The sequence below is a fragment of the Dryocola sp. LX212 genome, from assembly GCA_041504365.1.
Lineage (GTDB): Bacteria > Pseudomonadota > Gammaproteobacteria > Enterobacterales > Enterobacteriaceae > Dryocola.
The window spans coordinates 850,722-874,729 of sequence record CP167917.1; the positions used below are offsets into that span (position 1 = coordinate 850,722).

General features: G+C 52.2%; 19 protein-coding genes, 4 tRNA genes, 3 rRNA genes and 2 pseudogenes. 14 read left to right on the forward strand and 14 right to left on the reverse strand.

All coding sequences use genetic code 11. The annotated features are described in order from the left end of the window. Positions 1-101 precede the first annotated feature (101 nt). From proS to metN, 6 genes are all read right to left on the reverse strand, one after another. Entirely contained in the window at positions 102-1,820 is a 1,719-nt protein-coding gene (proS, locus tag ACA108_04060) for a proline--tRNA ligase (protein XEX96730.1), read from the reverse strand. Between the two features lie 113 nt (positions 1,821-1,933). Then, positions 1,934-2,641, reverse strand: coding sequence for a tRNA (N6-threonylcarbamoyladenosine(37)-N6)-methyltransferase TrmO (gene tsaA / locus ACA108_04065; protein XEX96731.1), 708 nt, complete (start codon positions 2,639-2,641; stop codon positions 1,934-1,936). Then, positions 2,638-3,042: an Rcs stress response system protein RcsF gene (rcsF, locus tag ACA108_04070; GenBank protein ID XEX96732.1), complete on the reverse strand. Its 405-nt coding sequence runs from the start codon at positions 3,040-3,042 to the stop codon at positions 2,638-2,640. The genes tsaA and rcsF overlap by 4 nt, the downstream gene beginning before the upstream one ends. 113 nt (positions 3,043-3,155) lie before the next feature. Next, positions 3,156-3,971, reverse strand: a complete 816-nt coding sequence (gene metQ / locus ACA108_04075) for a methionine ABC transporter substrate-binding lipoprotein MetQ (GenBank protein ID XEX96733.1) — start codon at positions 3,969-3,971, stop codon at positions 3,156-3,158. A 44-nt stretch (positions 3,972-4,015) separates the two neighbouring features. Continuing rightward, on the reverse strand, positions 4,016-4,669 hold the full coding sequence (locus tag ACA108_04080) for a methionine ABC transporter permease MetI (GenBank protein ID XEX96734.1): 654 nt from the start codon (positions 4,667-4,669) through the stop codon (positions 4,016-4,018). Next, on the reverse strand, positions 4,662-5,693 hold the full coding sequence (metN, locus tag ACA108_04085; protein ID XEX96735.1) for a methionine ABC transporter ATP-binding protein MetN: 1,032 nt from the start codon (positions 5,691-5,693) through the stop codon (positions 4,662-4,664). Before metN ends, ACA108_04080 begins: the two co-directional genes overlap by 8 nt. A 189-nt stretch (positions 5,694-5,882) precedes the next feature. Between metN and gmhB the strand changes: the two genes are divergently transcribed. The 8 genes from gmhB (at position 5,883) to dkgB (ending at position 13,387) form a co-directional block, all read left to right on the forward strand. Then, a complete protein-coding gene (gmhB, locus tag ACA108_04090; GenBank protein ID XEX96736.1) occupies positions 5,883-6,443 on the forward strand; it encodes a D-glycero-beta-D-manno-heptose 1,7-bisphosphate 7-phosphatase in 561 nt (186 codons plus the stop codon). A 400-nt stretch (positions 6,444-6,843) separates the two neighbouring features. Then, positions 6,844-8,382, forward strand: a 16S ribosomal RNA gene (locus ACA108_04095). Between the two features lie 69 nt (positions 8,383-8,451). Further along, a tRNA-Ile gene (locus ACA108_04100) sits at positions 8,452-8,528 on the forward strand. A 113-nt stretch (positions 8,529-8,641) separates the two neighbouring features. Continuing rightward, positions 8,642-8,717, forward strand: a tRNA-Ala gene (locus ACA108_04105). A gap of 207 nt (positions 8,718-8,924) precedes the next feature. Further along, positions 8,925-11,943 (forward strand): 23S ribosomal RNA (locus tag ACA108_04110). A gap of 105 nt (positions 11,944-12,048) precedes the next feature. Then, a 5S ribosomal RNA gene (gene rrf / locus ACA108_04115) occupies positions 12,049-12,164 on the forward strand. The 16S, 23S and 5S rRNA genes sit together here with 3 tRNA genes alongside, the layout of an rRNA operon. Positions 12,165-12,346: 182 nt before the next feature. Then, a tRNA-Asp gene (locus ACA108_04120) sits at positions 12,347-12,423 on the forward strand. A gap of 160 nt (positions 12,424-12,583) precedes the next feature. Further along, positions 12,584-13,387 carry a 2,5-didehydrogluconate reductase DkgB gene (gene dkgB / locus ACA108_04125; GenBank protein ID XEX96737.1) on the forward strand — a complete coding sequence of 268 codons (804 nt, stop codon included), beginning with the start codon at positions 12,584-12,586 and terminating at the stop codon, positions 13,385-13,387. A gap of 6 nt (positions 13,388-13,393) precedes the next feature. Here the strand turns inward: dkgB and yafC are convergent, their stop codons facing one another. Beyond that, entirely contained in the window at positions 13,394-14,299 is a 906-nt protein-coding gene (gene yafC / locus ACA108_04130) for a DNA-binding transcriptional regulator YafC (protein ID XEX96738.1), read from the reverse strand. A gap of 104 nt (positions 14,300-14,403) precedes the next feature. On the opposite strand from yafC, the gene ACA108_04135 reads away from it, so the two are divergent. From ACA108_04135 to ACA108_04145, 3 genes are all read left to right on the forward strand, one after another. Continuing rightward, positions 14,404-15,579: an MFS transporter gene (locus tag ACA108_04135; GenBank protein XEX96739.1), complete on the forward strand. Its 1,176-nt coding sequence runs from the start codon at positions 14,404-14,406 to the stop codon at positions 15,577-15,579. Between the two features lie 148 nt (positions 15,580-15,727). Then, positions 15,728-16,534 carry an endonuclease/exonuclease/phosphatase family protein gene (locus tag ACA108_04140; protein ID XEX96740.1) on the forward strand — a complete coding sequence of 269 codons (807 nt, stop codon included), beginning with the start codon at positions 15,728-15,730 and terminating at the stop codon, positions 16,532-16,534. Between the two features lie 72 nt (positions 16,535-16,606). Next, positions 16,607-17,374: a class I SAM-dependent methyltransferase gene (locus tag ACA108_04145; GenBank protein ID XEX96741.1), complete on the forward strand. Its 768-nt coding sequence runs from the start codon at positions 16,607-16,609 to the stop codon at positions 17,372-17,374. A gap of 61 nt (positions 17,375-17,435) precedes the next feature. Here the strand turns inward: ACA108_04145 and mltD are convergent, their stop codons facing one another. Both mltD and gloB read right to left on the reverse strand, forming a co-directional pair. Then, positions 17,436-18,806, reverse strand: a complete 1,371-nt coding sequence (gene mltD, locus ACA108_04150; protein ID XEX96742.1) for a murein transglycosylase D — start codon at positions 18,804-18,806, stop codon at positions 17,436-17,438. A gap of 70 nt (positions 18,807-18,876) precedes the next feature. Next, positions 18,877-19,632: a hydroxyacylglutathione hydrolase gene (gene gloB, locus ACA108_04155; GenBank protein XEX96743.1), complete on the reverse strand. Its 756-nt coding sequence runs from the start codon at positions 19,630-19,632 to the stop codon at positions 18,877-18,879. Positions 19,633-19,669: 37 nt separating this feature from the next. On the opposite strand from gloB, the gene ACA108_04160 reads away from it, so the two are divergent. After that, the gene (locus ACA108_04160; GenBank protein XEX96744.1) at positions 19,670-20,434 is read left to right on the forward strand and encodes a class I SAM-dependent methyltransferase; all 765 of its coding nucleotides are present in this window, start codon (positions 19,670-19,672) and stop codon (positions 20,432-20,434) included. On the opposite strand, the gene rnhA is transcribed toward ACA108_04160, so the two are convergent. Further along, entirely contained in the window at positions 20,385-20,858 is a 474-nt protein-coding gene (gene rnhA / locus ACA108_04165; protein XEX96745.1) for a ribonuclease HI, read from the reverse strand. The genes ACA108_04160 and rnhA overlap by 50 nt on opposite strands. Before the next feature lie 52 nt (positions 20,859-20,910). Between rnhA and dnaQ the strand changes: the two genes are divergently transcribed. Then, complete coding sequence (dnaQ, locus tag ACA108_04170; protein XEX96746.1) at positions 20,911-21,648, forward strand: DNA polymerase III subunit epsilon; 738 nt, start codon at positions 20,911-20,913, stop codon at positions 21,646-21,648. A gap of 125 nt (positions 21,649-21,773) precedes the next feature. Next, positions 21,774-21,850: transfer RNA gene (locus ACA108_04175), tRNA-Asp, on the forward strand. A 133-nt stretch (positions 21,851-21,983) separates the two neighbouring features. Here ACA108_04175 and ACA108_04180 read toward each other — a convergent pair. The 4 genes and pseudogenes from ACA108_04180 to ACA108_04195 all read right to left on the reverse strand — a co-directional run bounded on the left by ACA108_04180 (position 21,984) and on the right by ACA108_04195 (position 24,008). Continuing rightward, positions 21,984-22,705, reverse strand: a pseudogene (locus tag ACA108_04180) (DUF4942 domain-containing protein). 203 nt (positions 22,706-22,908) lie between these two features. Continuing rightward, positions 22,909-23,111 (reverse strand): annotated as a pseudogene (locus ACA108_04185) (hypothetical protein). A gap of 31 nt (positions 23,112-23,142) precedes the next feature. Beyond that, positions 23,143-23,634 carry a DUF5983 family protein gene (locus ACA108_04190; GenBank protein XEX96747.1) on the reverse strand — a complete coding sequence of 164 codons (492 nt, stop codon included), beginning with the start codon at positions 23,632-23,634 and terminating at the stop codon, positions 23,143-23,145. Continuing rightward, complete coding sequence (locus ACA108_04195) at positions 23,631-24,008, reverse strand: TA system toxin CbtA family protein (GenBank protein ID XEX96748.1); 378 nt, start codon at positions 24,006-24,008, stop codon at positions 23,631-23,633. Before ACA108_04195 ends, ACA108_04190 begins: the two co-directional genes overlap by 4 nt.

Here is a 24,008-nt window from a genome sequence, read left to right on the forward strand (position 1 = left end):
CAAAGAGAGAAAGCCTGATGTGGTAGGACGGATAAGCCTAAGCGCCATCCACCGCTGAATAAGGCCCTGCATAGCAGGGCCTTTTGTTTGAGAAGAGAGAGTTAGCGCTGGATCTGGCCCAGCAGGAAATCAATGATTTCGCTGGTTTTAATCATCTGCTTCTCGCCTACGCGGCGGTTTTTGTATTCCACTTCTTCGCTGTCGAGATTACGGTCGCCGATAACCACGGTATGCGGAACGCCAATTAGCTCCATATCCGCAAACATCACACCGGGACGCTCTTTGCGATCGTCCATCAGCACGTCAATGCCTTTGGCTCGCAGAGTCGCGTAAAGCTCTTCCGCCAGCTCTTTCACACGGAAAGATTTGTGCATGTTCATTGGCAGAATCGCCACCTGGAATGGTGCAATGGCGTCCGGCCACAGAATGCCGCGCTCGTCGTTGTTCTGCTCAATAGCCGCAGCCACAACGCGGGTTACCCCAATACCGTAGCAGCCCATGGTCAGCGTCTGGTTACGACCATCTTCGCCCTGTACCGAAGCTTTCATGGCCTCAGAGTACTTGGTGCCGAGCTGGAAGATGTGACCCACTTCGATACCGCGCTTAATGAGCAGCGTGCCCTTACCGTCCGGGCTTGGATCGCCTTCCACCACGTTACGGATATCCGCGACTTCTGGCAGGGCGACGTCGCGTTCCCAGTTAATGCCCATGAAGTGCTTGCCGTCGATGTTTGCGCCTGCGGCGAAATCGCTCATTGCAGCAACGGTGCGGTCAACTATAACTGGAATAGTCAGGCCTACCGGGCCAAGAGAACCAGGGCCTGCATTGGCTACGGCACGAATTTCTGCTTCGGTAGCAAAGGTCAACGGGCTGGCAACTTGGGGCAGTTTTTCTGCTTTCACTTCGTTCAGTTCGTGATCGCCACGAACCAACAGAGCAACCAGCGGGTAGGCGCTACCTTCAGTAGCTTTCACCATCAGCGTCTTGACTGTTTTCTCAACCGGCAGGTTGAACTGCTCGACCAGCTCAGCGATGGTTTTAGCATTCGGGGTATCGATCTGCGTCATTTCCGCTGTAGGAGCCGCACGACCCGCTGCCGGAGCAACTGCTTCCGCAAACTCGATGTTTGCAGCGAAATCGGATTCGGTAGAGAAGATAACGTCATCTTCACCGCTCTGCGCCAGAACCTGGAACTCATGGGAAGCGCTGCCGCCGATAGATCCGGTGTCGGCTTCAACAGCACGGAAATCCAGACCCATACGGGTGAAGATTTTGCTGTAGGCCTGGTACATCGCGTCGTAAGTTTCCTGCAGTGATTCCTGAGTGGTATGGAAAGAGTACGCATCTTTCATCAGGAATTCACGGGATCGCATCACGCCAAAGCGTGGGCGAACTTCGTCGCGGAATTTGGTCTGGATCTGGAAGAAGTTCAGCGGCAGCTGTTTGTAGGAGCTCAGTTCGTTACGGATCAGGTCGGTGATCACCTCTTCGTGAGTTGGGCCGAGGACAAACGGACGGTCGCCGCGATCGACAAAGCGCAGCAGTTCGGGGCCGTACTGCTCCCAGCGTCCGCTCTCCTGCCATAAATCTGCGGGCTGAACAACGGGCATACATAGCTCGATGGCACCGGCGTTGTTCATCTCTTCACGCACGATGTTCTCGACTTTCTTCAGAACGCGCAAACCTGTCGGCAGCCAGGTGTATAAACCGGAGGCCAGTTTGCGGATCATCCCGGCGCGCAGCATCAACTGATGGCTGATGACTTCGGCGTCGGCAGGTGTCTCCTTTAACGTGGAGAGCAGATATTGGCTAGTACGCATGTTGTTACGGTTCCATTTGAACGGCGGATAACCGGCTGCACGAGCAGCCTGCTTCAAAAAAAGTGGTTTAGTTTACCAGTGTGGCAGGGATGTCAAAAGAGAAGGGCGATAAATTAGCGTGCTTCAACGGCAAACACTTCAGAACCCTGCTCCGTGATGCGCCAGCGAACGTTGAAGTCCAGCAGCGCAACGGCATAAGTTTTCCCCACTTCCTCACCTTTACGATAAGCCGGGCGTGGGTCCTGCGCCAGTACCTGGGAGATAAAACGCGCAATATTGGGATAGCGTTGATTGTGCTTAGCCAGCAGGTGTTCGACTTCAGCCGTGAAATAAACCGGCATATCTGCGTCCGGGGCGCTTTGAGCATAGCCCGCAACGGCATCCGGTAGCGCTTCTGCGAAGGGAAGATAAGGCTTGATGTCGACAACCGGCGTACCGTCGACTAAATCCAGGCTGCCAAGCTGCAGGATAACCTGATCTTTATGGCAGCGAACGCCCTTTAACTCGACCAGCGACATGCCGATTGGGTTTGGACGGAAGGTGGAGCGGGTGGCAAATACGCCCATGCGCGCGTTGCCGCCCAGACGGGGAGGGCGCACGGTAGGACGCCAGCTGCCTTCCATCGTCTGGTGGAAAACGAACAGCAGCCACAGGTGGCTAAAACCTTCCAGACCGCGCACGGCATCTGCCTGGTTGTACGGCGGCAGGAGATGCAGCTCGCCGCCGCCATCCGCTACCAGACCGGGCTGGCGCGGAACGGCAAACTTCTCTTTATAAGGCGAGCGGATGACGCCAATTTGCTCAAAGCTAAATGCTGTCATTTAGCCGAAACGTTCAGGGCAGAGCCGACGCAAACGGCCTGGCGGTAGCAGCCTGGGGTGCCGCTGGTCACTTCACAGCTGTGTAGCAGAACTGCGTTAGCCTTCATTTTAGAGGCGTTAATCTGCAGGCGTTTACGCGCAGTTGGCATATTCGGTGGTGAGTCTTGGTTGGTTGCCTGACAGGAGTCACCGCTTACTTCACCCAGGTCACGGAATGGTTTGCCGACCAGGTCTTCTGCATTGGTATAGATTTTTACCGGAGCCGGGCGCGTGGCCTTAGGTTTAGCAGGTTCTGCTTTGGCTGGGGTTGCAGTGCTTTGGACGGGGTCAACGGGGGATCTGTCTAACACAGAACAGCCGCTCAGCAGCACTGCTACTAAACAGATCGGTAAAGCACGCATAATTTTTCCTCAATGAATAAAAACCGGGATTATTGAAGCAATCTCTTGCACAAATAACAAGACGGGCATGAGCCCGTCTTAGATTATTTACGCAAAAAGGGCAGAAAGGAAACTTACCAGCCTTTCACCGCGCCGCCGTTGAAGACTTTGTTTGCCGCTTCGTACACTTCGTCAGACTGGTATGCCTGCACGAACTTCTTCACGTTTTCCGCGTCTTTATTGTCTTCGCGAGCAACGATCAGGTTAACGTACGGAGAGTCTTTGTCTTCTACGAAGATGCCGTCTTTCGCAGGCGTCAGGCCAATCTGGCTTGCATAGGTGGTATTGATAACGGCCAATGCAATCTGCGCATCATCCAGTGAACGTGGCAGCTGCGGTGCTTCCAGCTCAACCAGCTTCAGATTTTTAGGGTTCTCGGTCACATCCAGAACGGTTGGCAGCAGACCAACACCATCCTTCAGCTTGATCAGACCTTGTTTTTGCAGCAGCAGCAGAGAACGGCCAAGGTTAGTTGGATCGTTTGGCAGGGCAATCTGCGCACCAGGCTGCAGCTCATCCAGAGATTTGATTTTCTTGGAATAGCCAGCAATTGGGTAAACGAAGGTGCTGCCAACGGAAACCAGCTTATAGCCGCGATCTTTAATCTGTTGATCCAGATAAGGTTTGTGCTGGAAGGCATTCGCGTCGATATCGCCTTTGCTCAGCGCTTCGTTTGGCAGCACGTAGTCGTTAAAGGTGACCAGCTCAACGTCCAGGCCATACTTCTCTTTAGCGACCTTCTGCGCAACTTCAGCAACCTGTTGTTCTGCACCTACGATAACGCCCACTTTAATATGGTTCGGATCTTTTTCGTCCTGACCACAACCCACCAGAGCCAACGAACCAATCAAAGCACCAACAGCTGCAAAGGTTTTAAGTTTAAAAGACATATCCCTTCCTTACTTGAGTAAAAAACGATGTTGTGTTGAACGTCTTATTTATGAGTTACGACCCGGACGATACGATCGCCAGATAGCTGAATTAAATACACCAATACAACCAATAACACTAATACCGTATTCATTACGGTGGCGTTATAACCGATATAACCGTACTGATAACCAATCTGACCCAAACCGCCTGCGCCAACGGCACCGCCCATTGCGGAATAGCCAACCAGCGTGATCAGCGTAATAGTAGCGGCGTTCACCAGTCCCGGCATTGCTTCAGGCAGCAGAACCTTACGGATGATCTGCATTGGCGTAGCACCCATTGCGCGGGAGGCTTCGATCAGGCCTGATGGGATCTCCAGCAGCGCGTTTTCCACCATACGAGCAATGAACGGAGCTGCACCTACAGTTAAAGGTACGATAGCTGCCTGTAGTCCGATGGAGGTTCCGACGATAGCGCGGGTAAACGGAATCATCCATACCAGTAAGATAATGAAAGGGATCGAACGGAAGATGTTCACCAGCGCCGACATGCTGCGATACAGTTTCGCATTCGCGCTAATCTGGCCCGGGCGAGTGATATACAGCAGTACGCCAACCGGCAGACCAATCACAAAGCCGAAGAAACCGGATACAAACGTCATCGCCAGCGTTTCATAAACGCCCTTAAGCAGCAACCACATCATTGGCTCAGACATAACCCAGCACCTCTACTTTTACATGTTGTTCTTTCAGCCAGGCAATAGCGGCTTCCGTGTCATTTTGCGCACCGTGCATTTCGCAAAGCATGATGCCGAACTTCACGCCGCCAGCGTAATCCATCTGCGCGCTGATGATGTTGCTGTTTACATTAAAAGTGCGGGCTGTCTCTGAAAGCAGAGGAGCATCTACTGACTGACCTGTAAACTCCATACGCAGTAAAGGCACAACGTCATCGCGCTTTTCTGCGCTTAGACGTTTGGCGTAGTCTTCCGGGATATCCAGATGCAACGTGGACTGGATAAACTGTTGGGCAAGCGGAGTCTTTGGATGAGAGAAGACTTCGCTCACCGTATCCTGCTCAATCAGTTCGCCGTCGCTGATGACCGCCACGCAGTCACAGATGCGCTTCACGACGTCCATTTCATGTGTGATTAACAGAATCGTTAATCCAAGACGACGATTAATATCTTTCAGTAATTCAAGAATGGAGCGGGTGGTTGCCGGATCCAGCGCGCTGGTGGCTTCATCACACAGCAAAACCTTAGGATTGCTCGCCAGCGCACGGGCGATGGCAACTCGCTGCTTCTGGCCACCAGAAAGATTGGCGGGGTAAACGTCATGCTTTTCACTTAAGCCGACAAGATCCAGCAGTTCGCTGACGCGACGCTTAATCTCTTCACGCGGCATATTGTCCAGCTCCAGCGGCAAAGCCACGTTGCCGAACACGGTGCGTGATGACAGTAAATTAAAGTGCTGGAAAATCATGCCAATCTGGCGACGCGCTTTGGTCAATTGACCTTCAGACAGCGCGGTCAACTCCTGACCATCAACAAGAACGGAACCTTCGGTTGGACGTTCAAGCAGGTTCACACAACGGATCAGGGTACTTTTACCTGCGCCGGATGCGCCGATCACGCCATAAATTTGCCCGGCAGGGACGTGCAGGCTGACGTTGTTCAACGCCTGTATGCTGCGATTTCCCTGCTGGAACACTTTGGTGATGTTTGAAAGTTTAATCATTAGGTTATTTATTATCGTATATGAGTTAGCCGTGGCATTTTCTTCTGCCGATGGCGGGCGATGACCGTCATCGATATGGATGTTAAGGCATCCAGACGTCTAAATCAATCGGGGCGTGATGCTCTCTTGTTCCCGGATACCGAAATCATGCGATACTAGGTGCAATTATTCAGTTTCAGGAGTTACCCCGTGGCACAGTCCGTTCCCGCTATTTTTCTCGACCGTGATGGCACTATTAATGTCGATCACGGCTACGTGCATGAAGTTGACCAGTTTGAATTCATCGATGGCGTCATTGATGCGATGCGTGAATTAAAAGAGATGGGCTACGCGCTGGTGCTGGTTACTAACCAGTCCGGCATCGCACGCGGTATGTTCACAGAAGATGATTTCGAAAACCTGACCGAGTGGATGGACTGGTCTCTGGCCGATCGAGGTGTTGATCTCGATGGCATCTACTATTGTCCCCACCATCCGGAAGCCGTAGTTGAAGAGTTCCGTCAGAGCTGTGACTGCCGCAAGCCGCAGCCGGGCATGTTACTGACCGCAAGCGAGTACCTGAACATCGATATGGCTTCTTCTTATATGGTTGGCGACAAACTGGAAGATATGCAGGCGGCCGCAGCAGCCCTGGTAGGCACTAAAGTGCTGGTGCGTACCGGTAAACCCGTCACAGAAGAAGGTGAAGCAGCAGCGGATTTAATTATTAATAGCCTTGCTGACCTGCCAAAAGCCATCAAATCGCGCTAAAAATCAACGTTACGATTAAAAAACACCCGGTTGAATATTATTTTGAAAATAGGGGTTGTCAGCCTCCGAAAAATCCCTATACTGCGCCTCCACTGACACGGCACAACGGCTTACAAACCGGCCCGTCAGTCAGACGAAAGCGAAAATAAACGCTTGACTCTGAAAGAGGAAGGCGTAATATACGCCACCTCGAGTTAGCAAGCGAAAGCGCGTAACTCACTGCTCTTTAACAATTTATCAGACAATCTGTGTGGGCACTCGCAGGATTGATATCTCAGCATCTTCGGATGCAAAAAAATATCAAGTCTTGAAGAGTGACCAAGCAGTAATTCATTTAGTTGAATTATTACGAAAGTTAATTTTTGAGCACCGCTTCACGAGTTGAAGCAAATCAAGCTTTTAATTGAAGAGTTTGATCATGGCTCAGATTGAACGCTGGCGGCAGGCCTAACACATGCAAGTCGAGCGGTAGCACAGGGAGCTTGCTCCTGGGTGACGAGCGGCGGACGGGTGAGTAATGTCTGGGAAACTGCCTGATGGAGGGGGATAACTACTGGAAACGGTAGCTAATACCGCATAACGTCGCAAGACCAAAGAGGGGGACCTTCGGGCCTCTTGCCATCAGATGTGCCCAGATGGGATTAGCTAGTAGGTGGGGTAATGGCTCACCTAGGCGACGATCCCTAGCTGGTCTGAGAGGATGACCAGCCACACTGGAACTGAGACACGGTCCAGACTCCTACGGGAGGCAGCAGTGGGGAATATTGCACAATGGGCGCAAGCCTGATGCAGCCATGCCGCGTGTATGAAGAAGGCCTTCGGGTTGTAAAGTACTTTCAGCGAGGAGGAAGGCATAAAGCTTAATACGCTTTGTGATTGACGTTACTCGCAGAAGAAGCACCGGCTAACTCCGTGCCAGCAGCCGCGGTAATACGGAGGGTGCAAGCGTTAATCGGAATTACTGGGCGTAAAGCGCACGCAGGCGGTTTGCTAAGTCAGATGTGAAATCCCCGGGCTCAACCTGGGAACTGCATTTGAAACTGGCAAGCTTGAGTCTTGTAGAGGGGGTAGAATTCCAGGTGTAGCGGTGAAATGCGTAGAGATCTGGAGGAATACCGGTGGCGAAGGCGGCCCCCTGGACAAAGACTGACGCTCAGGTGCGAAAGCGTGGGGAGCAAACAGGATTAGATACCCTGGTAGTCCACGCCGTAAACGATGTCGACTTGGAGGTTGTTCCCTTGAGGAGTGGCTTCCGGAGCTAACGCGTTAAGTCGACCGCCTGGGGAGTACGGCCGCAAGGTTAAAACTCAAATGAATTGACGGGGGCCCGCACAAGCGGTGGAGCATGTGGTTTAATTCGATGCAACGCGAAGAACCTTACCTACTCTTGACATCCAGAGAACTTTCCAGAGATGGATTGGTGCCTTCGGGAACTCTGAGACAGGTGCTGCATGGCTGTCGTCAGCTCGTGTTGTGAAATGTTGGGTTAAGTCCCGCAACGAGCGCAACCCTTATCCTTTGTTGCCAGCGGTTAGGCCGGGAACTCAAAGGAGACTGCCAGTGATAAACTGGAGGAAGGTGGGGATGACGTCAAGTCATCATGGCCCTTACGAGTAGGGCTACACACGTGCTACAATGGCGCATACAAAGAGAAGCGACCTCGCGAGAGCAAGCGGACCTCATAAAGTGCGTCGTAGTCCGGATCGGAGTCTGCAACTCGACTCCGTGAAGTCGGAATCGCTAGTAATCGTAGATCAGAATGCTACGGTGAATACGTTCCCGGGCCTTGTACACACCGCCCGTCACACCATGGGAGTGGGTTGCAAAAGAAGTAGGTAGCTTAACCTTCGGGAGGGCGCTTACCACTTTGTGATTCATGACTGGGGTGAAGTCGTAACAAGGTAACCGTAGGGGAACCTGCGGTTGGATCACCTCCTTACCTGAAAGATACGAACTTGCGTAGTGCTCACACAGATTGTCTGATAGAAAACGAGCAGTAAAACCTTATAGGCTTGTAGCTCAGGTGGTTAGAGCGCACCCCTGATAAGGGTGAGGTCGGTGGTTCAAGTCCACTCAGGCCTACCAAATTCTCCGCTATCCTGCGTTACAGCATCACTCGCATATTTAAATATGCTTCGTGACGCTGCGCCTTGACTAGCGAATAATTTTCGGTAAATCAAAGGTTTTACGAAATCGATGGGGCTATAGCTCAGCTGGGAGAGCGCCTGCCTTGCACGCAGGAGGTCAGCGGTTCGATCCCGCTTAGCTCCACCATCATTTCACGCTCATACAATACTTCCAAGTGCTCTGTTTAACAGTGTACTGCGAAGTATTTGCTCTTTAATAATCCGGAACAAGCTGAAAATTGAAACGACATGTCGTCTCATTCCTCCGTAATAAGGAATGGGAATACGATATGTTCGAGTCTCTCAAATTTTCACAACATACGATTGTGTCTTACGAGACACCTTCGGGTTGTGAGGTTAAGCGACTAAGCGTACACGGTGGATGCCCTGGCAGTCAGAGGCGATGAAGGACGTGCTAATCTGCGATAAGCGTCGGTAAGGTGATATGAACCGTTATAACCGGCGATTTCCGAATGGGGAAACCCAGTGTGTTTCGACACACTATCGTTAAGTGAATACATAGCTTAACGAAGCGAACCGGGGGAACTGAAACATCTAAGTACCCCGAGGAAAAGAAATCAACCGAGATTCCCCCAGTAGCGGCGAGCGAACGGGGAACAGCCCAGAACCTGAATCAGTTTGTGTGTTAGTGGAAGCGTCTGGAAAGTCGCAGGGTACAGGGTGATACTCCCGTACACTAAAATGCACATACTGTGAGTTCGAAGAGTAGGGCGGGACACGTGGTATCCTGTCTGAATATGGGGGGACCATCCTCCAAGGCTAAATACTCCTGACTGACCGATAGTGAACCAGTACCGTGAGGGAAAGGCGAAAAGAACCCCGGCGAGGGGAGTGAAACAGAACCTGAAACCGTGTACGTACAAGCAGTGGGAGCCCCATCACCAAAGCGTTTCGCTTTGTGTGATGCACAAAAGCTTCACATCAGCACTGATGGACGGTTAACGGAGCGAAAGCGACGTTCAACTCAAAAATCAAGCAGTGAAGCGTTTTGGGATGGGGTGACTGCGTACCTTTTGTATAATGGGTCAGCGACTTATATTCTGTAGCAAGGTTAACCGTATAGGGGAGCCGCAGGGAAACCGAGTCTTAACTGGGCGTTAAGTTGCAGGGTATAGACCCGAAACCCGGTGATCTAGCCATGGGCAGGTTGAAGGTTGGGTAACACTAACTGGAGGACCGAACCGACTAATGTTGAAAAATTAGCGGATGACTTGTGGCTGGGGGTGAAAGGCCAATCAAACCGGGAGATAGCTGGTTCTCCCCGAAAGCTATTTAGGTAGCGCCTCGTGAACTCATCTTCGGGGGTAGAGCACTGTTTCGGCTAGGGGGCCATCCCGGCTTACCAACCCGATGCAAACTACGAATACCGAAGAATGTTATCACGGGAGACACACGGCGGGTGCTAACGTCCGTCGTGAAGAGGGAAACAACCCAGACCGCCAGCTAAGGTCCCAAAGTCATGGTTAAGTGGGAAACGATGTGGGAAGGCACAGACAGCCAGGATGTTGGCTTAGAAGCAGCCATCATTTAAAGAAAGCGTAATAGCTCACTGGTCGAGTCGGCCTGCGCGGAAGATGTAACGGGGCTAAACCATGCACCGAAGCTGCGGCAGCGACGCTTATGCGTTGTTGGGTAGGGGAGCGTTCTGTAAGCCGTCGAAGGTGGACTGTGAGGTCTGCTGGAGGTATCAGAAGTGCGAATGCTGACATAAGTAACGATAAAGCGGGTGAAAAACCCGCTCGCCGGAAGACCAAGGGTTCCTGTCCAACGTTAATCGGGGCAGGGTGAGTCGACCCCTAAGGCGAGGCCGAAAGGCGTAGTCGATGGGAAACAGGTTAATATTCCTGTACTCGGTGTTACTGCGAAGGGGGACGGAGAGGGCTATGTTAGCCGGGCGACGGTTGTCCCGGTTTAAGCATGTAGGCGGAGAGTTTAGGTAAATCCGGACTCTTATCTAACGCTGAGGTGTGATGACGAGGCACTACGGTGCTGAAGTAACAAATGCCGCACTTCCAGGAAAAGCCTCTAAGCATCAGGTAACATCAAATCGTACCCCAAACCGACACAGGTGGTCAGGTAGAGAATACCAAGGCGCTTGAGAGAACTCGGGTGAAGGAACTAGGCAAAATGGTGCCGTAACTTCGGGAGAAGGCACGCTGCTGGTAGGTGAAGGGACTTGCTCCTGGAGCTGAAGGCAGTCGAAGATACCAGCTGGCTGCAACTGTTTATTAAAAACACAGCACTGTGCAAACACGAAAGTGGACGTATACGGTGTGACGCCTGCCCGGTGCCGGAAGGTTAATTGATGGGGTTAAGCGCAAGCTGAAGCTCTTGATCGAAGCCCCGGTAAACGGCGGCCGTAACTATAACGGTCCTAAGGTAGCGAAATTCCTTGTCGGGTAAGTTCCGACCTGCACGAATGGCGTAATGATGGCCAGGCTGTCTCCACCCGAGACTCAGTGAAATTGAACTCGCTGTGAAGATGCAGTGTACCCGCGGCAAGACGGAAAGACCCCGTGAACCTTTACTATAGCTTGACACTGAACACTGGTCCTTGATGTGTAGGATAGGTGGGAGGCTTTGAAGCGAGGACGCCAGTTCTTGTGGAGCCAACCTTGAAATACCACCCTTTAATGGCTGGTGTTCTAACGTAGACCCGTAATCCGGGTTGCGGACAGTGTCTGGTGGGTAGTTTGACTGGGGCGGTCTCCTCCTAAAGCGTAACGGAGGAGCACGAAGGTTAGCTAATCACGGTCGGACATCGTGAGGTTAGTGCAAAGGCATAAGCTAGCTTGACTGCGAGAGTGACGGCTCGAGCAGGTGCGAAAGCAGGTCTTAGTGATCCGGTGGTTCTGAATGGAAGGGCCATCGCTCAACGGATAAAAGGTACTCCGGGGATAACAGGCTGATACCGCCCAAGAGTTCATATCGACGGCGGTGTTTGGCACCTCGATGTCGGCTCATCACATCCTGGGGCTGAAGTAGGTCCCAAGGGTATGGCTGTTCGCCATTTAAAGTGGTACGCGAGCTGGGTTTAGAACGTCGTGAGACAGTTCGGTCCCTATCTGCCGTGGGCGCTGGAGAATTGAGGGGGCTGCTCCTAGTACGAGAGGACCGGAGTGGACGCATCACTGGTGTTCGGGTTGTCATGCCAATGGCATTGCCCGGTAGCTAAATGCGGAAAAGATAAGCGCTGAAAGCATCTAAGCGCGAAACTTGCCCCGAGATGAATTCTCCCTGACTCCTTGAGAGTCCTGAAGGAACGTTGAAGACTACGACGTTGATAGGCTGGGTGTGTAAGCGTAGCGATACGTTGAGCTAACCAGTACTAATGATCCGTGAGGCTTAACCTTACAACACCGAAGGTGTTTTGGTGAGAGAGATTTGATTTTCAGCTGAATGTTCCAGATTTAAGTTGATGGTTATACGGAAGTATAACGGTCAGCATACAGAATATGCCTGGCGGCACTAGTGCGGTGGTCCCACCTGACCCCATGCCGAACTCAGAAGTGAAACGCCGTAGCGCCGATGGTAGTGTGGGGTCTCCCCATGCGAGAGTAGGGAACTGCCAGGCTCTTATTTAAAGTTGTAACTTGGTAGTACGAGGCAGTTCTCTACTCTCAGAGAGTAGGACAGGCGCAGCCTGAACGTTGCAAAGCAACAGCCCGTAGGGTGAACGAAGTTCATCAACTGCCAGGCTCCAAATTCAAAGCAGTAAAAGCCAGAGTGACACCTGGTGGTTGTAAGAAATTCGGTGGAGCGGTAGTTCAGTCGGTTAGAATACCTGCCTGTCACGCAGGGGGTCGCGGGTTCGAGTCCCGTCCGTTCCGCCACTTATTAAGCCCTGAGTCTTAGACTCAGGGCTTTTTTCTTGTCTGAAATTCAGAGATTGTTGCTTTTCAAGCAAATATCTTCTGCATTTACCTCTCTTTTTCAGCATAATTTCTGCCTGCATAATCCTCGTATTACAAACACATATTAACGAGGTAAGTCATGACCATCCCTGCATTTGGTTTAGGTACGTTTCGCTTAAAAGACGACGTGGTAATCGCATCGGTTAAAACGGCGCTGGAACTTGGCTATCGCACGATCGACACCGCTCAGATTTATGATAACGAAGCGGCTGTAGGAAAGGCTATTGAAGAAAGCGGTGTAGCGCGCAGCGATCTGTTTATCACCACGAAGATCTGGATGGCAAACCTGGGCAAAGAAAATCTGATAGCGAGCCTGAAAGAGAGTCTTAGCAAGCTGCGCACTGATTACGTCGACCTGACTTTAATCCATTGGCCTTCACCCGAAAATGCCGTGCCGGTAGCAGAATTCATGCAGGCTTTACTGGAAGCAAAAAAAGAAGGGCTAACCCGCCAGATCGGGATCTCTAACTTCACCATCGGGCTGATGCAGCAGGCCATTGACGCTGTAGGCGCAGAAAATATTGCGACTAACCAGATCGAGTTGTCTCCTTATCTGCAGAACCGCAAAGTAGTGCAATGGGCGAAAGATCGCGGTATCCCTATCACCTCTTATATGACATTGGCTTATGGCAAGGCGTTAAAGGACGAAGTGATTGCTGCCATTGCGAAGAAGCATGACGCGACTCCAGCTCAGGTTATTCTTTCCTGGGCGATGGCGCTGGGTTACGCGGTGATCCCCTCATCAACGAAGCGTGAAAATCTGCAAAGTAACCTGAAAGCGCAGGCGTTGAAGCTGGATAATGAGGATATGGCAGCCATTGCTAAGCTGGACTGCAATGACCGCCTGGTCAGCCCGGAAGGACTGGCACCTGAATGGGATTAACGTCTGCTACAGCCCCTTATAAAGGGGCTGTTTCACATGCTCACTCAGAAAGTCGATAAATGCCCGAATGCGTGTGCTCACGGCCCGGTCGCTGTAGTAGACCGCGCTGAAGGGCATCTCCACCGGTAGCAGTTTATCCGCCAGCAGTTCGATAAATCTCCCCTCAGCAATCTCCTGATTAATCATATAGTCAGAGAGACAGGCAATCCCATTTCCGTTCAGGCAGAGCTGCTTCAGCGTCTCCCCGCTGTTTGACGTCATTCCCGGCTTAATGTCATAGAGCTGTCCATCACTTTGCGCTACGGGCCAGCGGTTCAGGCTGGCAGTTTCCGAAAACCCCAGACAGATATGATCCTTAAGATCCTCAACGCAGCCGGGCAGACCGTACTGTTTAAGGTAGTCGGGAGAGGCGATCAGTTTGCGAAAACTGGTAAAAAGCGGCCTTGCCCGCAGGCTGGAGTCTGTCAGTGTCCCTGCCCGAATAGCCACATCCACCTTGCGTTCTATCAGGTTGATGAATGTTTCTGAAGAAACCAGCGACAGCGTCATTTCCGGATAGCGCTCGCGGAACGGTTTGATGAGCGGCATCAACAGATGGAGCATCACTGGAGTGGCGGCATCAATACGCAGCAGCCCACGCGGTGTCTGGCGCGTCTCCATCAGTTCATTTTCTGCGGCAGCCATCTCCTGCAAAATCTGCTGTACGCGGCGGAAATAGCGTTCACCTTCTTCCGTCAGGCTCAGCTGCCGGGTAGTGCGGTTCAGCAGGCTAACACCTAACTTCATCTCCAGCTTTTTTACGGCACGGCTGACGGCTGAATTCGCCAGATCCAGCTGCTCGGCTGCCCGGCTGAAGCTGCCGCTTTCCACAACGGCGACGAAGATCGCCAGTTCTTCTGATGTGGCCTTCATTGTTGCTCCTGAGGCAAAATTCTATTGAGATTTTGCATATTTTTGTTATTTAACCATCCCGCCATACTACATGTCATCAAAAGACATCTGTTATGGAGTAAATTATGCCACTCGCGCTTCTTGCACTGACAATCAGTGCGTTCGCTATCGGTACCACTGAGTTTGTGATAGTTGGACTGGTGCCCACTATTGCTGAACAACTTTCAATTTCGCTGCCCTCTGCCGGGCTGCTGGTCTCTATCTATGCGCTTGGCGTTGCTGTTGGTGCTCCCGTACTAACAGCACTGACCGGCAAGCTTCCGCGCAAGCAGTTGCTTATTGGCCTGATGGTCCTGTTCACCGCCGGTAACCTGCTCGCATGGCTTTCCCCAAACTATGAGACGCTGGTTGTTGCGCGCCTGTTGACCGGTCTGGCACACGGCGTGTTCTTCTCTATTGGTTCCACTATTGCCACTAGCCTGGTAGCAAAAGAAAAAGCGGCATCCGCCATCGCCATCATGTTTGGCGGGCTGACCGTTGCGCTGGTGACCGGTGTTCCTTTGGGCACATTTATTGGCCAGCATTTTGGCTGGCGTGAAACCTTCCTCGCGGTTTCTGCTATCGGTATCATTGCGCTGATCGCCAGCGTAATCCTGATTCCGAATAACATTCCTACCCGTGCCGTTGCGAGCGTCAAAGAGCAGATCAAAGTGCTGACTCAACCTCGTTTGCTGATCATCTATGCAATTACCGCGTTGGGCTATGGCGGCGTGTTTACCGCATTTACCTTCCTGGCGCCGATGATGCAGGATCTTGCGGGATACTCTCCGTCCGCTGTCAGCTGGATCCTCCTGGGTTATGGAGTGTCCGTGGCTATCGGGAATATCTGGGGCGGCAGGCTTGCCGATCGCCACGGCGCGGTACCGGCTTTGAAGTTTATTTTTGCTGCGCTGGCCGCTCTGCTGCTGGTCTTCCAGTTCACCGCGACATCGCACATTGCCGCTTTGCTCACCGTTCTGGTCATGGGCGTGTTCGCTTTCGGGAACGTGCCGGGCCTGCAGGTTTATATTGTGCAGAAGGCAGAGGAATACACGCCTAACGCAGTGGACGTGGCTTCCGGTCTGAACATTGCCGCCTTCAACGTAGGGATTGCATTAGGTTCAATCATTGGCGGCCAGACGGTGCAATGCATCGGCCTTGCGCAGACCCCATGGATTGGCGCAGTGATTGTCGTCGGGGCGCTATTGTTGATTGCTCTCAGTGGTCGTCTCGATAAACGTACGGTGGCTGTCAGCGGCTAAAAGATTGAGGCAGAGCGTGCGCACTTTGTTACGCTCTGATTCATTAATGGTTTGAATTGTTCATTGAAACTCTGCGCTAAAGTCCCTATAACTGAAAGACCGCCCCGTGGATCAGGGGCTTCCAGGTTACAGAGGTCATCAGTTAAACGTGCGCAAAAATACCTATGCCATGCGATATGTCGCCGGTCAGCCAGCAGAACGAATTCTGCCGCCTGGCTCGTTTGCGAGCATAGGTCAGGCTTTGCCACCTGGTGAGCCACTACCTTCAACGGAAGGCGTGTTACGCGTTCTGGTCTGGAATATCTTCAAGCAGCAGCGAGCCGAATGGCTTTCGGTGCTGCAAAACTTTGGCAAAGACGCGCATCTTGTCCTGCTGCAGGAAGCGCAGACCACGCCGGAGCTGGTAAGATTCGCAACCACTAACTATCTGGCAGCCGACCAGGTGCCCGCTTTCGTTCTGCCACAGCATCCTTCTGGGGTTATGACACTCTCTGCCGCGCATCCAGTATATTGTTGCCCGTTACGCGAGCGCGAACCTATTCTTCGCCTCTCTAAATCTGCCCTGGTGACGGTCTATCCCCTGCCGGATGGGCGTTTGCTGATGGTTGTAAATATTCATGCTGTGAATTTCAGCCTGGGCGTGGATGTTTACAGCAAGCAGCTTGGGCCGATTGGCGATCAGATTGGTCATCACAACGGCCCGGTGATCATGGCCGGTGATTTCAATGCCTGGAGCCGCCCGCGCATGAACGCGTTGTATCGCTTCGCAAGGGAAATGACCCTGCGCGAGGTGCGTTTTACGGACGATCACCGGCGTAAGGCTTTTGGCCGCCCGCTGGATTTTGTGTTTTATCGCGGATTTAACGTTGCAGAAGCCTCTGTGCTGGTTACGCGTGCTTCCGACCACAACCCTCTACTAGTTGAATTTCGTCCCGGCAAACCTGAGCTGAAGTAAGGTTAGTCAGGTCTGCCGTTGGGCAGACCCGTGTGCTGCCCTTTCTCTCACTTAAAACGCAAGGACATTACTATGGCAACACAATCCCACCACGACAACGTTGATCGACAGTTTGGTTCTCAGGCCAGCGCCTATCTAACGAGCGCCGTACACGCCTCCGGGCGCGATTTAGAGCGCCTCAGCGAGCGCCTGACGGCATTTCCTCATGCGAAGCTGCTGGATATGGGCTGTGGGGCAGGGCACGCCAGTTTTACCGCCGCCGCGAAGGTGAAGGAAGTGGTGGCTTACGATCTTTCCGAAGGGATGCTGACGGTGGTGAACGATGCGGCGCAGACGCGTGGCATTACCAATATCTCCACCCAACAGGGCTACGCTGAAATCCTGCCGTTTGAGGATAGTACCTTTGACGTGGTGATCAGCCGCTACTCAGCTCACCATTGGCACGACGTGGGTAAAGCGCTGCGTGAGGTTAAGCGTGTGCTTAAACCCGGCGGTACGGCGATCTTTATGGATGTGATGTCCCCCGGCCACCCGGTGCTGGATATATGGCTGCAAACGGTAGAAGCATTGCGCGATACTTCGCACGTTTATAACTATTCCAGCGGTGAATGGCTGAGCTTGTTTAACGAGGCCGGCCTGAGCACGCAAAACCTACTGTGCGATCGACTGAACCTGGAATTTTCGAGCTGGATCGCGAGAATGAGAACCCCGCAGGTGCTGGCCGACGCAATCCGTGCCTATCAAAAAAGCGCCTCTGATGAAGTTCAGCGCTATTTTGAGCTTCAGGAGGACGGATCTTTTGTGAGTGATATAGTCATGCTGGAAGCAAAGAAGGTCTAATCAGCACGGGCCACAGGCAATAAAAAGGCACCTCGTAAGGTGCCTTTTCTGTAAGTAACTATCAGGTATCAGGTGTCGCATTGTTGCTGACAAACAGCGTTAGCTGGTCGCCAGGCTTCAGGTTGTCGGTATCATCGTTCCAGCGCAGAACATCTTTGATGTTCACACCGTGACGCTTCGCAATACTCGACAGGGAATCACCCTTACGCACTTTATAAGTAATGCTGTCATTATCAGCTAAACGCTGGCTGCCATTTTTGACGCTCAGCGTTTGGCCAACTTTAATGTTCGCACCCCGGATACCGTTCCAGCTTTTCAAATCTTTCGTGCTGACGCCTAAGCGTGAAGCGATGCTCGACAGCGTATCCCCTGAGCGCACTTTGTAAGATTTGTTGCTTCCTGCATTCATGCGATTGTCGGCGACCAGCGTCGGCTGGACGGCGGCAATCTCACCGGAAGCCAGAGAAGCTTTAAGTTGATCCGCATGCTTCTTTGGCACCATCACATAACGCTGATTTTTGCCAACGGTTGAGGTTTTTACCCCGGCGTTGAACGCTTTCAGCGTCGTGAGTGAAATACCGGCCATTTCGGCGACTTGCTTCAGCTGTACCGGATTACTCACCTCAACCCGAGCCAGTGCACGGCTTTCGTCTGTTGTTGGTAAACGTACCCCATACTTCTGGTTATTCTTGAGAATTTCGCTCAGGGCCAGCATTTTAGGGACGTAGACTTTGGTTTCACGCGGCAGCGAAAGTGACCAGAAGTCCGTTGGTTTCCCACGGGCCTTGTTCGCTTTGATTGCGTTCATCACGCGGCCTTCACCGCTATTGTACGCCGCTACGGTGAGTAACCAGTCACCATCAAACATTTTGTTCAGACGCTGCATCATATTCAGCGCAGCAGTGGTGGAAGCCACTACGTCACGGCGTGCATCGTACGCTTTGGTCTGCTTCAGACCATAATTGCGCCCCGTACTTGGAATAATCTGCCAAATGCCTGCGGCATTTGCGCCAGACGTCGCGTGGGGGTCAAAAGCGCTCTCCACTATGGGTAGCAGTACCAGTTCCATCGGCATGTTACGTTTCTTAACTTGCCCGGCAATCCAGTACATATACGGCTCTGCCCGTAATGTTACATCGTGGAGATAGCTCTTATTTCTCAGGTAATTCTGTTTCTGTTCGCGGATCCGGCTGTTTTCCGGTATCCCCATCTTTTGCTCGTCGCCGATGAAGTCCCACAGGTTCTGATCTTGCGCGAGGAATGTCCCATCGTCCATCCATCGCGTCGAGTTCGCCCGACCAGTGTACTTTCCTGCTTCACCTTGACCAGCTGCAGACAGACTCTGTGCATGCTGTTGGATGTTGGCGTCATGCCTTGACGCCTGGCACCCCACAAGCAGGACAGTGGCGAGTAATATCGCTTTTGCCTTCATGTGTGTGTCAATGGTTGCTTAAAAGACGAGCAAGAATACATTTGCCAGTCCAACAACACAACCAGAATATTCAGAAGCTATCTTTCTTTGCCCTTAACCATGCGAATATCTGCTCTGGTTGTTGCAAGTTTGTTTCTGTTTTAATTACTCCTTTTAAATCATTATCTTCCGTTCTGAGAAAAAGATTAATTTCGCGCTCGATTTGCAGCGTGGTCGGCAATGTAGCTTGGTTTTTTGCGCGTAACTCTTTCACTTTTCGATAATATCGGATTAATACCTGGTCCTCGGGTAAAATACTTAAGGCAAACTTGATGTTTGATTCGGTGTACTCGTGTGCACAACAAATTAACGTTTCTGCCGGTAGTTTATTAAGCTTATGAAAAGATTGGTGCATCTGCTCTGGCGTGCCTTCAAAAAGCCGTCCACAGCCGCCTGAAAACATCGTGTCGCCGCAGAAAAGATAAGGAAAACTGAAATAGCACAAATGGCCCAAAGTGTGACCGGGTGTAGCAATAACACTAAATTCATACTCTAAAATATTGACCTTATCTCCCTCCCGTACTACCCGGTTCGTTCCCTTATTTTGTGTCTCTTCAGGCCCGTAAACCACAAGGCCTGGAAAGGTTTGCAGCAGTTCTTTTACGCCGCCAACATGGTCGTGATGATGGTGCGTAAGCAAAATGGCTTCTGGCTGCCAGTTGTTTTTCGCCATCGCGTTTAACACAGGTGCGGCTTCACCGGGATCGACGATAATGCATTTACCCGCCTCGTTGTTCAGAACCCAGATGTAGTTGTCCTGGAACGCGGGAATACTGTTAAGATTCATAATTCAACCTCTCGGCGACAGAAAAAGGATGGTAGCGATGAAACCGGCAAGGATACCTGAAAATTTCACTTCACCGCATCACTGGGGCCAGTTGCCCTGGGGGGAATTCTACCGGGACGGACTTGAAAAGCAGCTGCAGCCCTGGCTTGCAAAAATGTTTGGTTTTCACCTACTCAAGATAGGCAATCTCAGCGCGGAAATCGACACCAGCGGCTGCGCCATTTCCCATCAGGTAAACGTTGCCCAACAGGGAGCACTCTTGCAGGTTAAAGCCGAACCGCTGCATTTGCCCTTCGCGTCGAAATCGGTGGACGCATGCCTGCTGGCCCACACGCTGCCATGGTGCCAGGATCCGCACGGCTTACTGCGCGAGGCGGACAGGGTGCTGATTGATGACGGCTGGCTAATCATCAGCAGTTTTAACCCCGTCAGCGTGCTGGGCGCGGGCAAAGCGATTCCGTTTCTGCGCAAGCGTAGCCCCTACAACAGCCGCATGTTTACGCCAATGCGCCAGTTTGACTGGCTTTCCCTGCTGAATTTTGAAGTGATGCACCAGCGTAGCTTTCAGGTTCTGCCGTGGCACAAGCAGGGCGGGAAAATGCTCAGCACGCATCTGCCCGCATTAGGCTGTATGCATGTCATTGTGGCGCGTAAGCGAACGCTACCGCTTACGTTAAACCCGATGAAAAACCGTAAAGCTAAGGCGCAAATACGTTCAGCGGTAGGCGCCACAAGACAGTACAGGACGGCGGCTAAGCCTTTGCATCCGGCAGATAGCCAACATCCTCAAGAGTTGGATTAGAGGCCGCTTCGCGGGCCAGCTCGTCGCAGCGTTCGTTCTCCGGGTGACCTGCGTGGCCTTTAACCCACTCCCAGCTAATGGTATGTTTGCCCAGCGCAGCGTCCAGACGCTGCCATAGATCGACGTTCTTCACCGGCTTTTTATCAGCTGTTTTCCAGCCGCGCTTCTTCCAGTTGTGGATCCATTGGGTGATCCCCTGGCGCACATACTGGCTGTCGGTACTTAGTACGATATCGCAAGGCTCGATTAACGCCTCCAGCGCGACAATGGCCGCCATCATCTCCATCCGGTTATTGGTGGTTAAGCGATAGCCAACGCTAAAAATCTTTTCATGCTGCTTGTACCGTAAAATGGCACCGTATCCACCCGGTCCCGGGTTGCCGAGGCAGGACCCGTCGGTGAAAATTTCTACCTGTTTCCGCATCTCTGGTAGACTTCCTGTGAGTAAAAATCCAAGTCTGACATAAACGAGCGCTATGAGCACAGCAATTACACGACAGATCGTCCTTGATACAGAAACCACCGGTATGAACCAGATCGGTGCTCACTACGAAGGGCATCGCATTATTGAGATTGGTGCGGTGGAGGTGATTAACCGCCGCCTGACCGGCAATAACTTCCACGTGTACCTGAAGCCTGACCGGCTGGTGGACCCGGAAGCGTTTGGCGTGCACGGCATCGCCGACGAGTTTCTCGCGGACAAGCCGACGTTCGATCAGGTCGCGGATTCGTTTCTGGACTACATCCGTGGCGCCGAGCTCGTTATTCATAACGCCTCGTTCGATATCGGCTTTATGGATTATGAATTCAGCAAGCTGAAGCGCGATATCCCGAAAACCGGCACCTTCTGCAAAGTCACCGACAGCCTGGCGCTGGCGCGTAAAATGTTCCCCGGCAAGCGCAACAGCCTCGACGCGCTCTGCTCCCGCTATGAAATAGACAACAGTAAACGAACGCTGCACGGCGCACTGCTCGATGCCCAGATCCTTTCCGACGTCTATCTGATGATGACCGGCGGCCAGACGTCGCTGAAGTTTTCCATGGAAGGGGATATTAAGCAGAAAGAAGGTGGCAATGGCATTCAGCGCGTGGTGCGCGGTGCGGCAGGTTTACGGGTGATTCAGGCCAGTGACGAAGAAGTGGCGGCCCATGAATCGCGTCTGGATCTGGTGATGAAAAAAGGTGGCAGCTGCCTGTGGCGCGCTGAAAGCTGAGTAAATGACTTAAAAATCATCATTCAGATTGTTTTTGCGGCAAACGATGCACTTTCTTGTAAAAACCGTTGACGCCCGCAGGACCAGTCCGTAATATCCGCTTCGTTCCCGACGGGGGACAATGCGGAGCGGTAGTTCAGTCGGTTAGAATACCTGCCTGTCACGCAGGGGGTCGCGGGTTCGAGTCCCGTCCGTTCCGCCACTATTCGAGGCCATGCTATTGATTAGCATGGCCTTTTTTATGCTTGTTTTTTTTCGGTATGCCATCCAGTATGCCATTGCCGTCCGGCTTGCACTGGCTCACCTGAGATAGCTTCGGACAACTCACTCACCTCTCATCTCGCTGGCAGTGCTCCCGGATAGTGTCGGGCGATGATGTTGTTCAGCTTATCAATCAACTCAGGTCGCTTGAATACGATGTGTGCAGTTCCCTTCTGAAAATACTTAATCACAAACATCTCATCCTCGTAACGGTTACTGTGCCTGTTCTCATGGATATGATCGCTGAGACGACGGGTAACGTCAGCGCGGTTGTAGGGAACCGGTTTGCCATCAAGAAGCATCAGCATACGCTCAAGGTCAGCTAACCGGTCACGCTGCCAGCCCCAGTTAAGCCCAAATCCCCACCGATCGAACTTGACTAGTCCGGTAACGATAATTTTCGCCCCAAACTTGCAGGGGAATTTGTCTTAAAATTCCAGCTTAAACCTTTGAACACATTTATCACTCCGCGCTCAAACACCTCGCCCTTGTTCAGATGCAGTTGCTCAAACGTGCTGAGAATATTCTCTTCGCTGACGGCAGGAATGTCATCCTTTTCCAGACTGTTGTACCACTGGTCACGAGCCTGAGCATCCATGAGCGAAATCATGCCCGACTTCTTCATCAGGTCTCGCCATATGCTGCGATCGAGATTACGGGTAATAGCTTTCATCGCCGCTTCTGGTTTCTCCATCAACCAGCAGCCGCAACGGAAATCCTGCTTCATAGCCCAGTCCAGCGCGGTTTTTCCTCCGATACTGCGGGTCAGCATCGAAACATCGTCCAGTTGTTGCATGAGCACTTCAATCTGCGCCAGCGCGGCATTACGTCCCGTGACAATACGCTCAATGCTGGTGGAGCAAATCACGTCGGTGTGGCCGGTTAATACTTCGGGTTTGGTGAGAGTAAGCTCTGACATTATTTCGTTCCTTATATAAAGCAAAGCGCCAGCCGGTGAGGGCTGGCGATTATGAGTAAGTGATGAGTACTGTTCGGTGGTTAATCTGTACTGGTCTGTCGCAGAAGTTGAAGATGACGGAGATCGCGAACGTCCTGACGCGCACGTTCAATCCAGGGCAACAGCACTGCTGAATCGGTGTTGTCTTCGTCGTTGTCGAAAATAATCATGTTCCCACAATCGATGTTGTCCTGCAGCCAGTCAATCAGAACGTTGAGAGCTCTTCGGTGGTTAATTTCTCCATGAGAATATCCTGTGCTTATTGGTGAGAAGATTTACCAGTCGAAAATGTCAAATCCCGGCAGCACTTCGCCAAAGGCATCCAGATGAACAATGCCAACGGCGTAGCGACGGATAAGCGTCACTACTAACCGACGGCAGGCTTTCGACAGACCGAGACGTTTGAGGCGTAAGACCGGAAATGACCAGGCACCCAGGTGGAGCAGATAACCCGACCCGGTGTAACTAATCCATTCCGACTCACCAAAGTCTTCATTCTGGTGTGAAAGAGTAAACAGCAGAGCGTTGTCTTTCTCCGTAATATGCGCGGTACTGCACTGGATGCCATTAACGCGGGCGACGGGTGGAAGCGGATCTTCAACGACCAGCTTTCCGGGGGAGTCAGCAACGCGAAGGGAATAACCGTTATCACAGACCACATCGATCAGCGCAGCCAGTTCAATGCCGTCAATATCCACAGCGATCCGGCCCGCATTCAGGGCCAGAACGTTGATGGCGTCGGCTTCTACCGTCAGGGATAACTTCATCGATGCCCCCCACGGTATTTACCGGTGGTGATGTCGGTCACCGTTCTGTAATCGTTGCGAGTCATCAACCCGGTGGCTTTGCGGGCGCGGAGAATATCGATACTGGTGAGACGCGGCAACTGTGTTTCTGTACTGAAACCGTGACGATCGATGCGCACCAGATCGTACTTCTCCACAATAAAATTCACGGCGTCGCACAGTGATATACCGGCGTCGATATGCTCCTGAATCACACCGTCGTTGCCAAACGGCGTGTCGTTAAGCGTCAGACCGTAGTGACGATCCAACAGGTGGCTCAGAAGCCGTTGCCAGATCTCCACCGGTGACGGGCGTGATGTAGCCTCCTGCGTTGAGGATAGTGGTTGGGTTTGCAT

Bases quoted from the DNA above. Each gene is read 5' to 3' on its own strand.
- proS (XEX96730.1), bottom strand. From the start codon at position 1,820: ATGCGTACTAGCCAATATCTGCTCTCCACGTTAAAGGAGACACCTGCC.
- tsaA (XEX96731.1), bottom strand. From the start codon at position 2,641: ATGACAGCATTTAGCTTTGAGCAAATTGGCGTCATCCGCTCGCCTTAT.
- rcsF (XEX96732.1), bottom strand. From the start codon at position 3,042: ATGCGTGCTTTACCGATCTGTTTAGTAGCAGTGCTGCTGAGCGGCTGT.
- metQ (XEX96733.1), bottom strand. From the start codon at position 3,971: ATGTCTTTTAAACTTAAAACCTTTGCAGCTGTTGGTGCTTTGATTGGT.
- ACA108_04080 (XEX96734.1), bottom strand. From the start codon at position 4,669: ATGTCTGAGCCAATGATGTGGTTGCTGCTTAAGGGCGTTTATGAAACG.
- metN (XEX96735.1), bottom strand. From the start codon at position 5,693: ATGATTAAACTTTCAAACATCACCAAAGTGTTCCAGCAGGGAAATCGC.
- dkgB (XEX96737.1), top strand. From the start codon at position 12,584: ATGACCATCCCTGCATTTGGTTTAGGTACGTTTCGCTTAAAAGACGAC.
- yafC (XEX96738.1), bottom strand. From the start codon at position 14,299: ATGAAGGCCACATCAGAAGAACTGGCGATCTTCGTCGCCGTTGTGGAA.
- ACA108_04135 (XEX96739.1), top strand. From the start codon at position 14,404: ATGCCACTCGCGCTTCTTGCACTGACAATCAGTGCGTTCGCTATCGGT.
- ACA108_04145 (XEX96741.1), top strand. From the start codon at position 16,607: ATGGCAACACAATCCCACCACGACAACGTTGATCGACAGTTTGGTTCT.
- mltD (XEX96742.1), bottom strand. From the start codon at position 18,806: ATGAAGGCAAAAGCGATATTACTCGCCACTGTCCTGCTTGTGGGGTGC.
- gloB (XEX96743.1), bottom strand. From the start codon at position 19,632: ATGAATCTTAACAGTATTCCCGCGTTCCAGGACAACTACATCTGGGTT.
- ACA108_04160 (XEX96744.1), top strand. From the start codon at position 19,670: ATGAAACCGGCAAGGATACCTGAAAATTTCACTTCACCGCATCACTGG.
- rnhA (XEX96745.1), bottom strand. From the start codon at position 20,858: ATGCGGAAACAGGTAGAAATTTTCACCGACGGGTCCTGCCTCGGCAAC.
- dnaQ (XEX96746.1), top strand. From the start codon at position 20,911: ATGAGCACAGCAATTACACGACAGATCGTCCTTGATACAGAAACCACC.
- ACA108_04190 (XEX96747.1), bottom strand. From the start codon at position 23,634: ATGAAGTTATCCCTGACGGTAGAAGCCGACGCCATCAACGTTCTGGCC.
- ACA108_04195 (XEX96748.1), bottom strand. From the start codon at position 24,008: ATGCAAACCCAACCACTATCCTCAACGCAGGAGGCTACATCACGCCCG.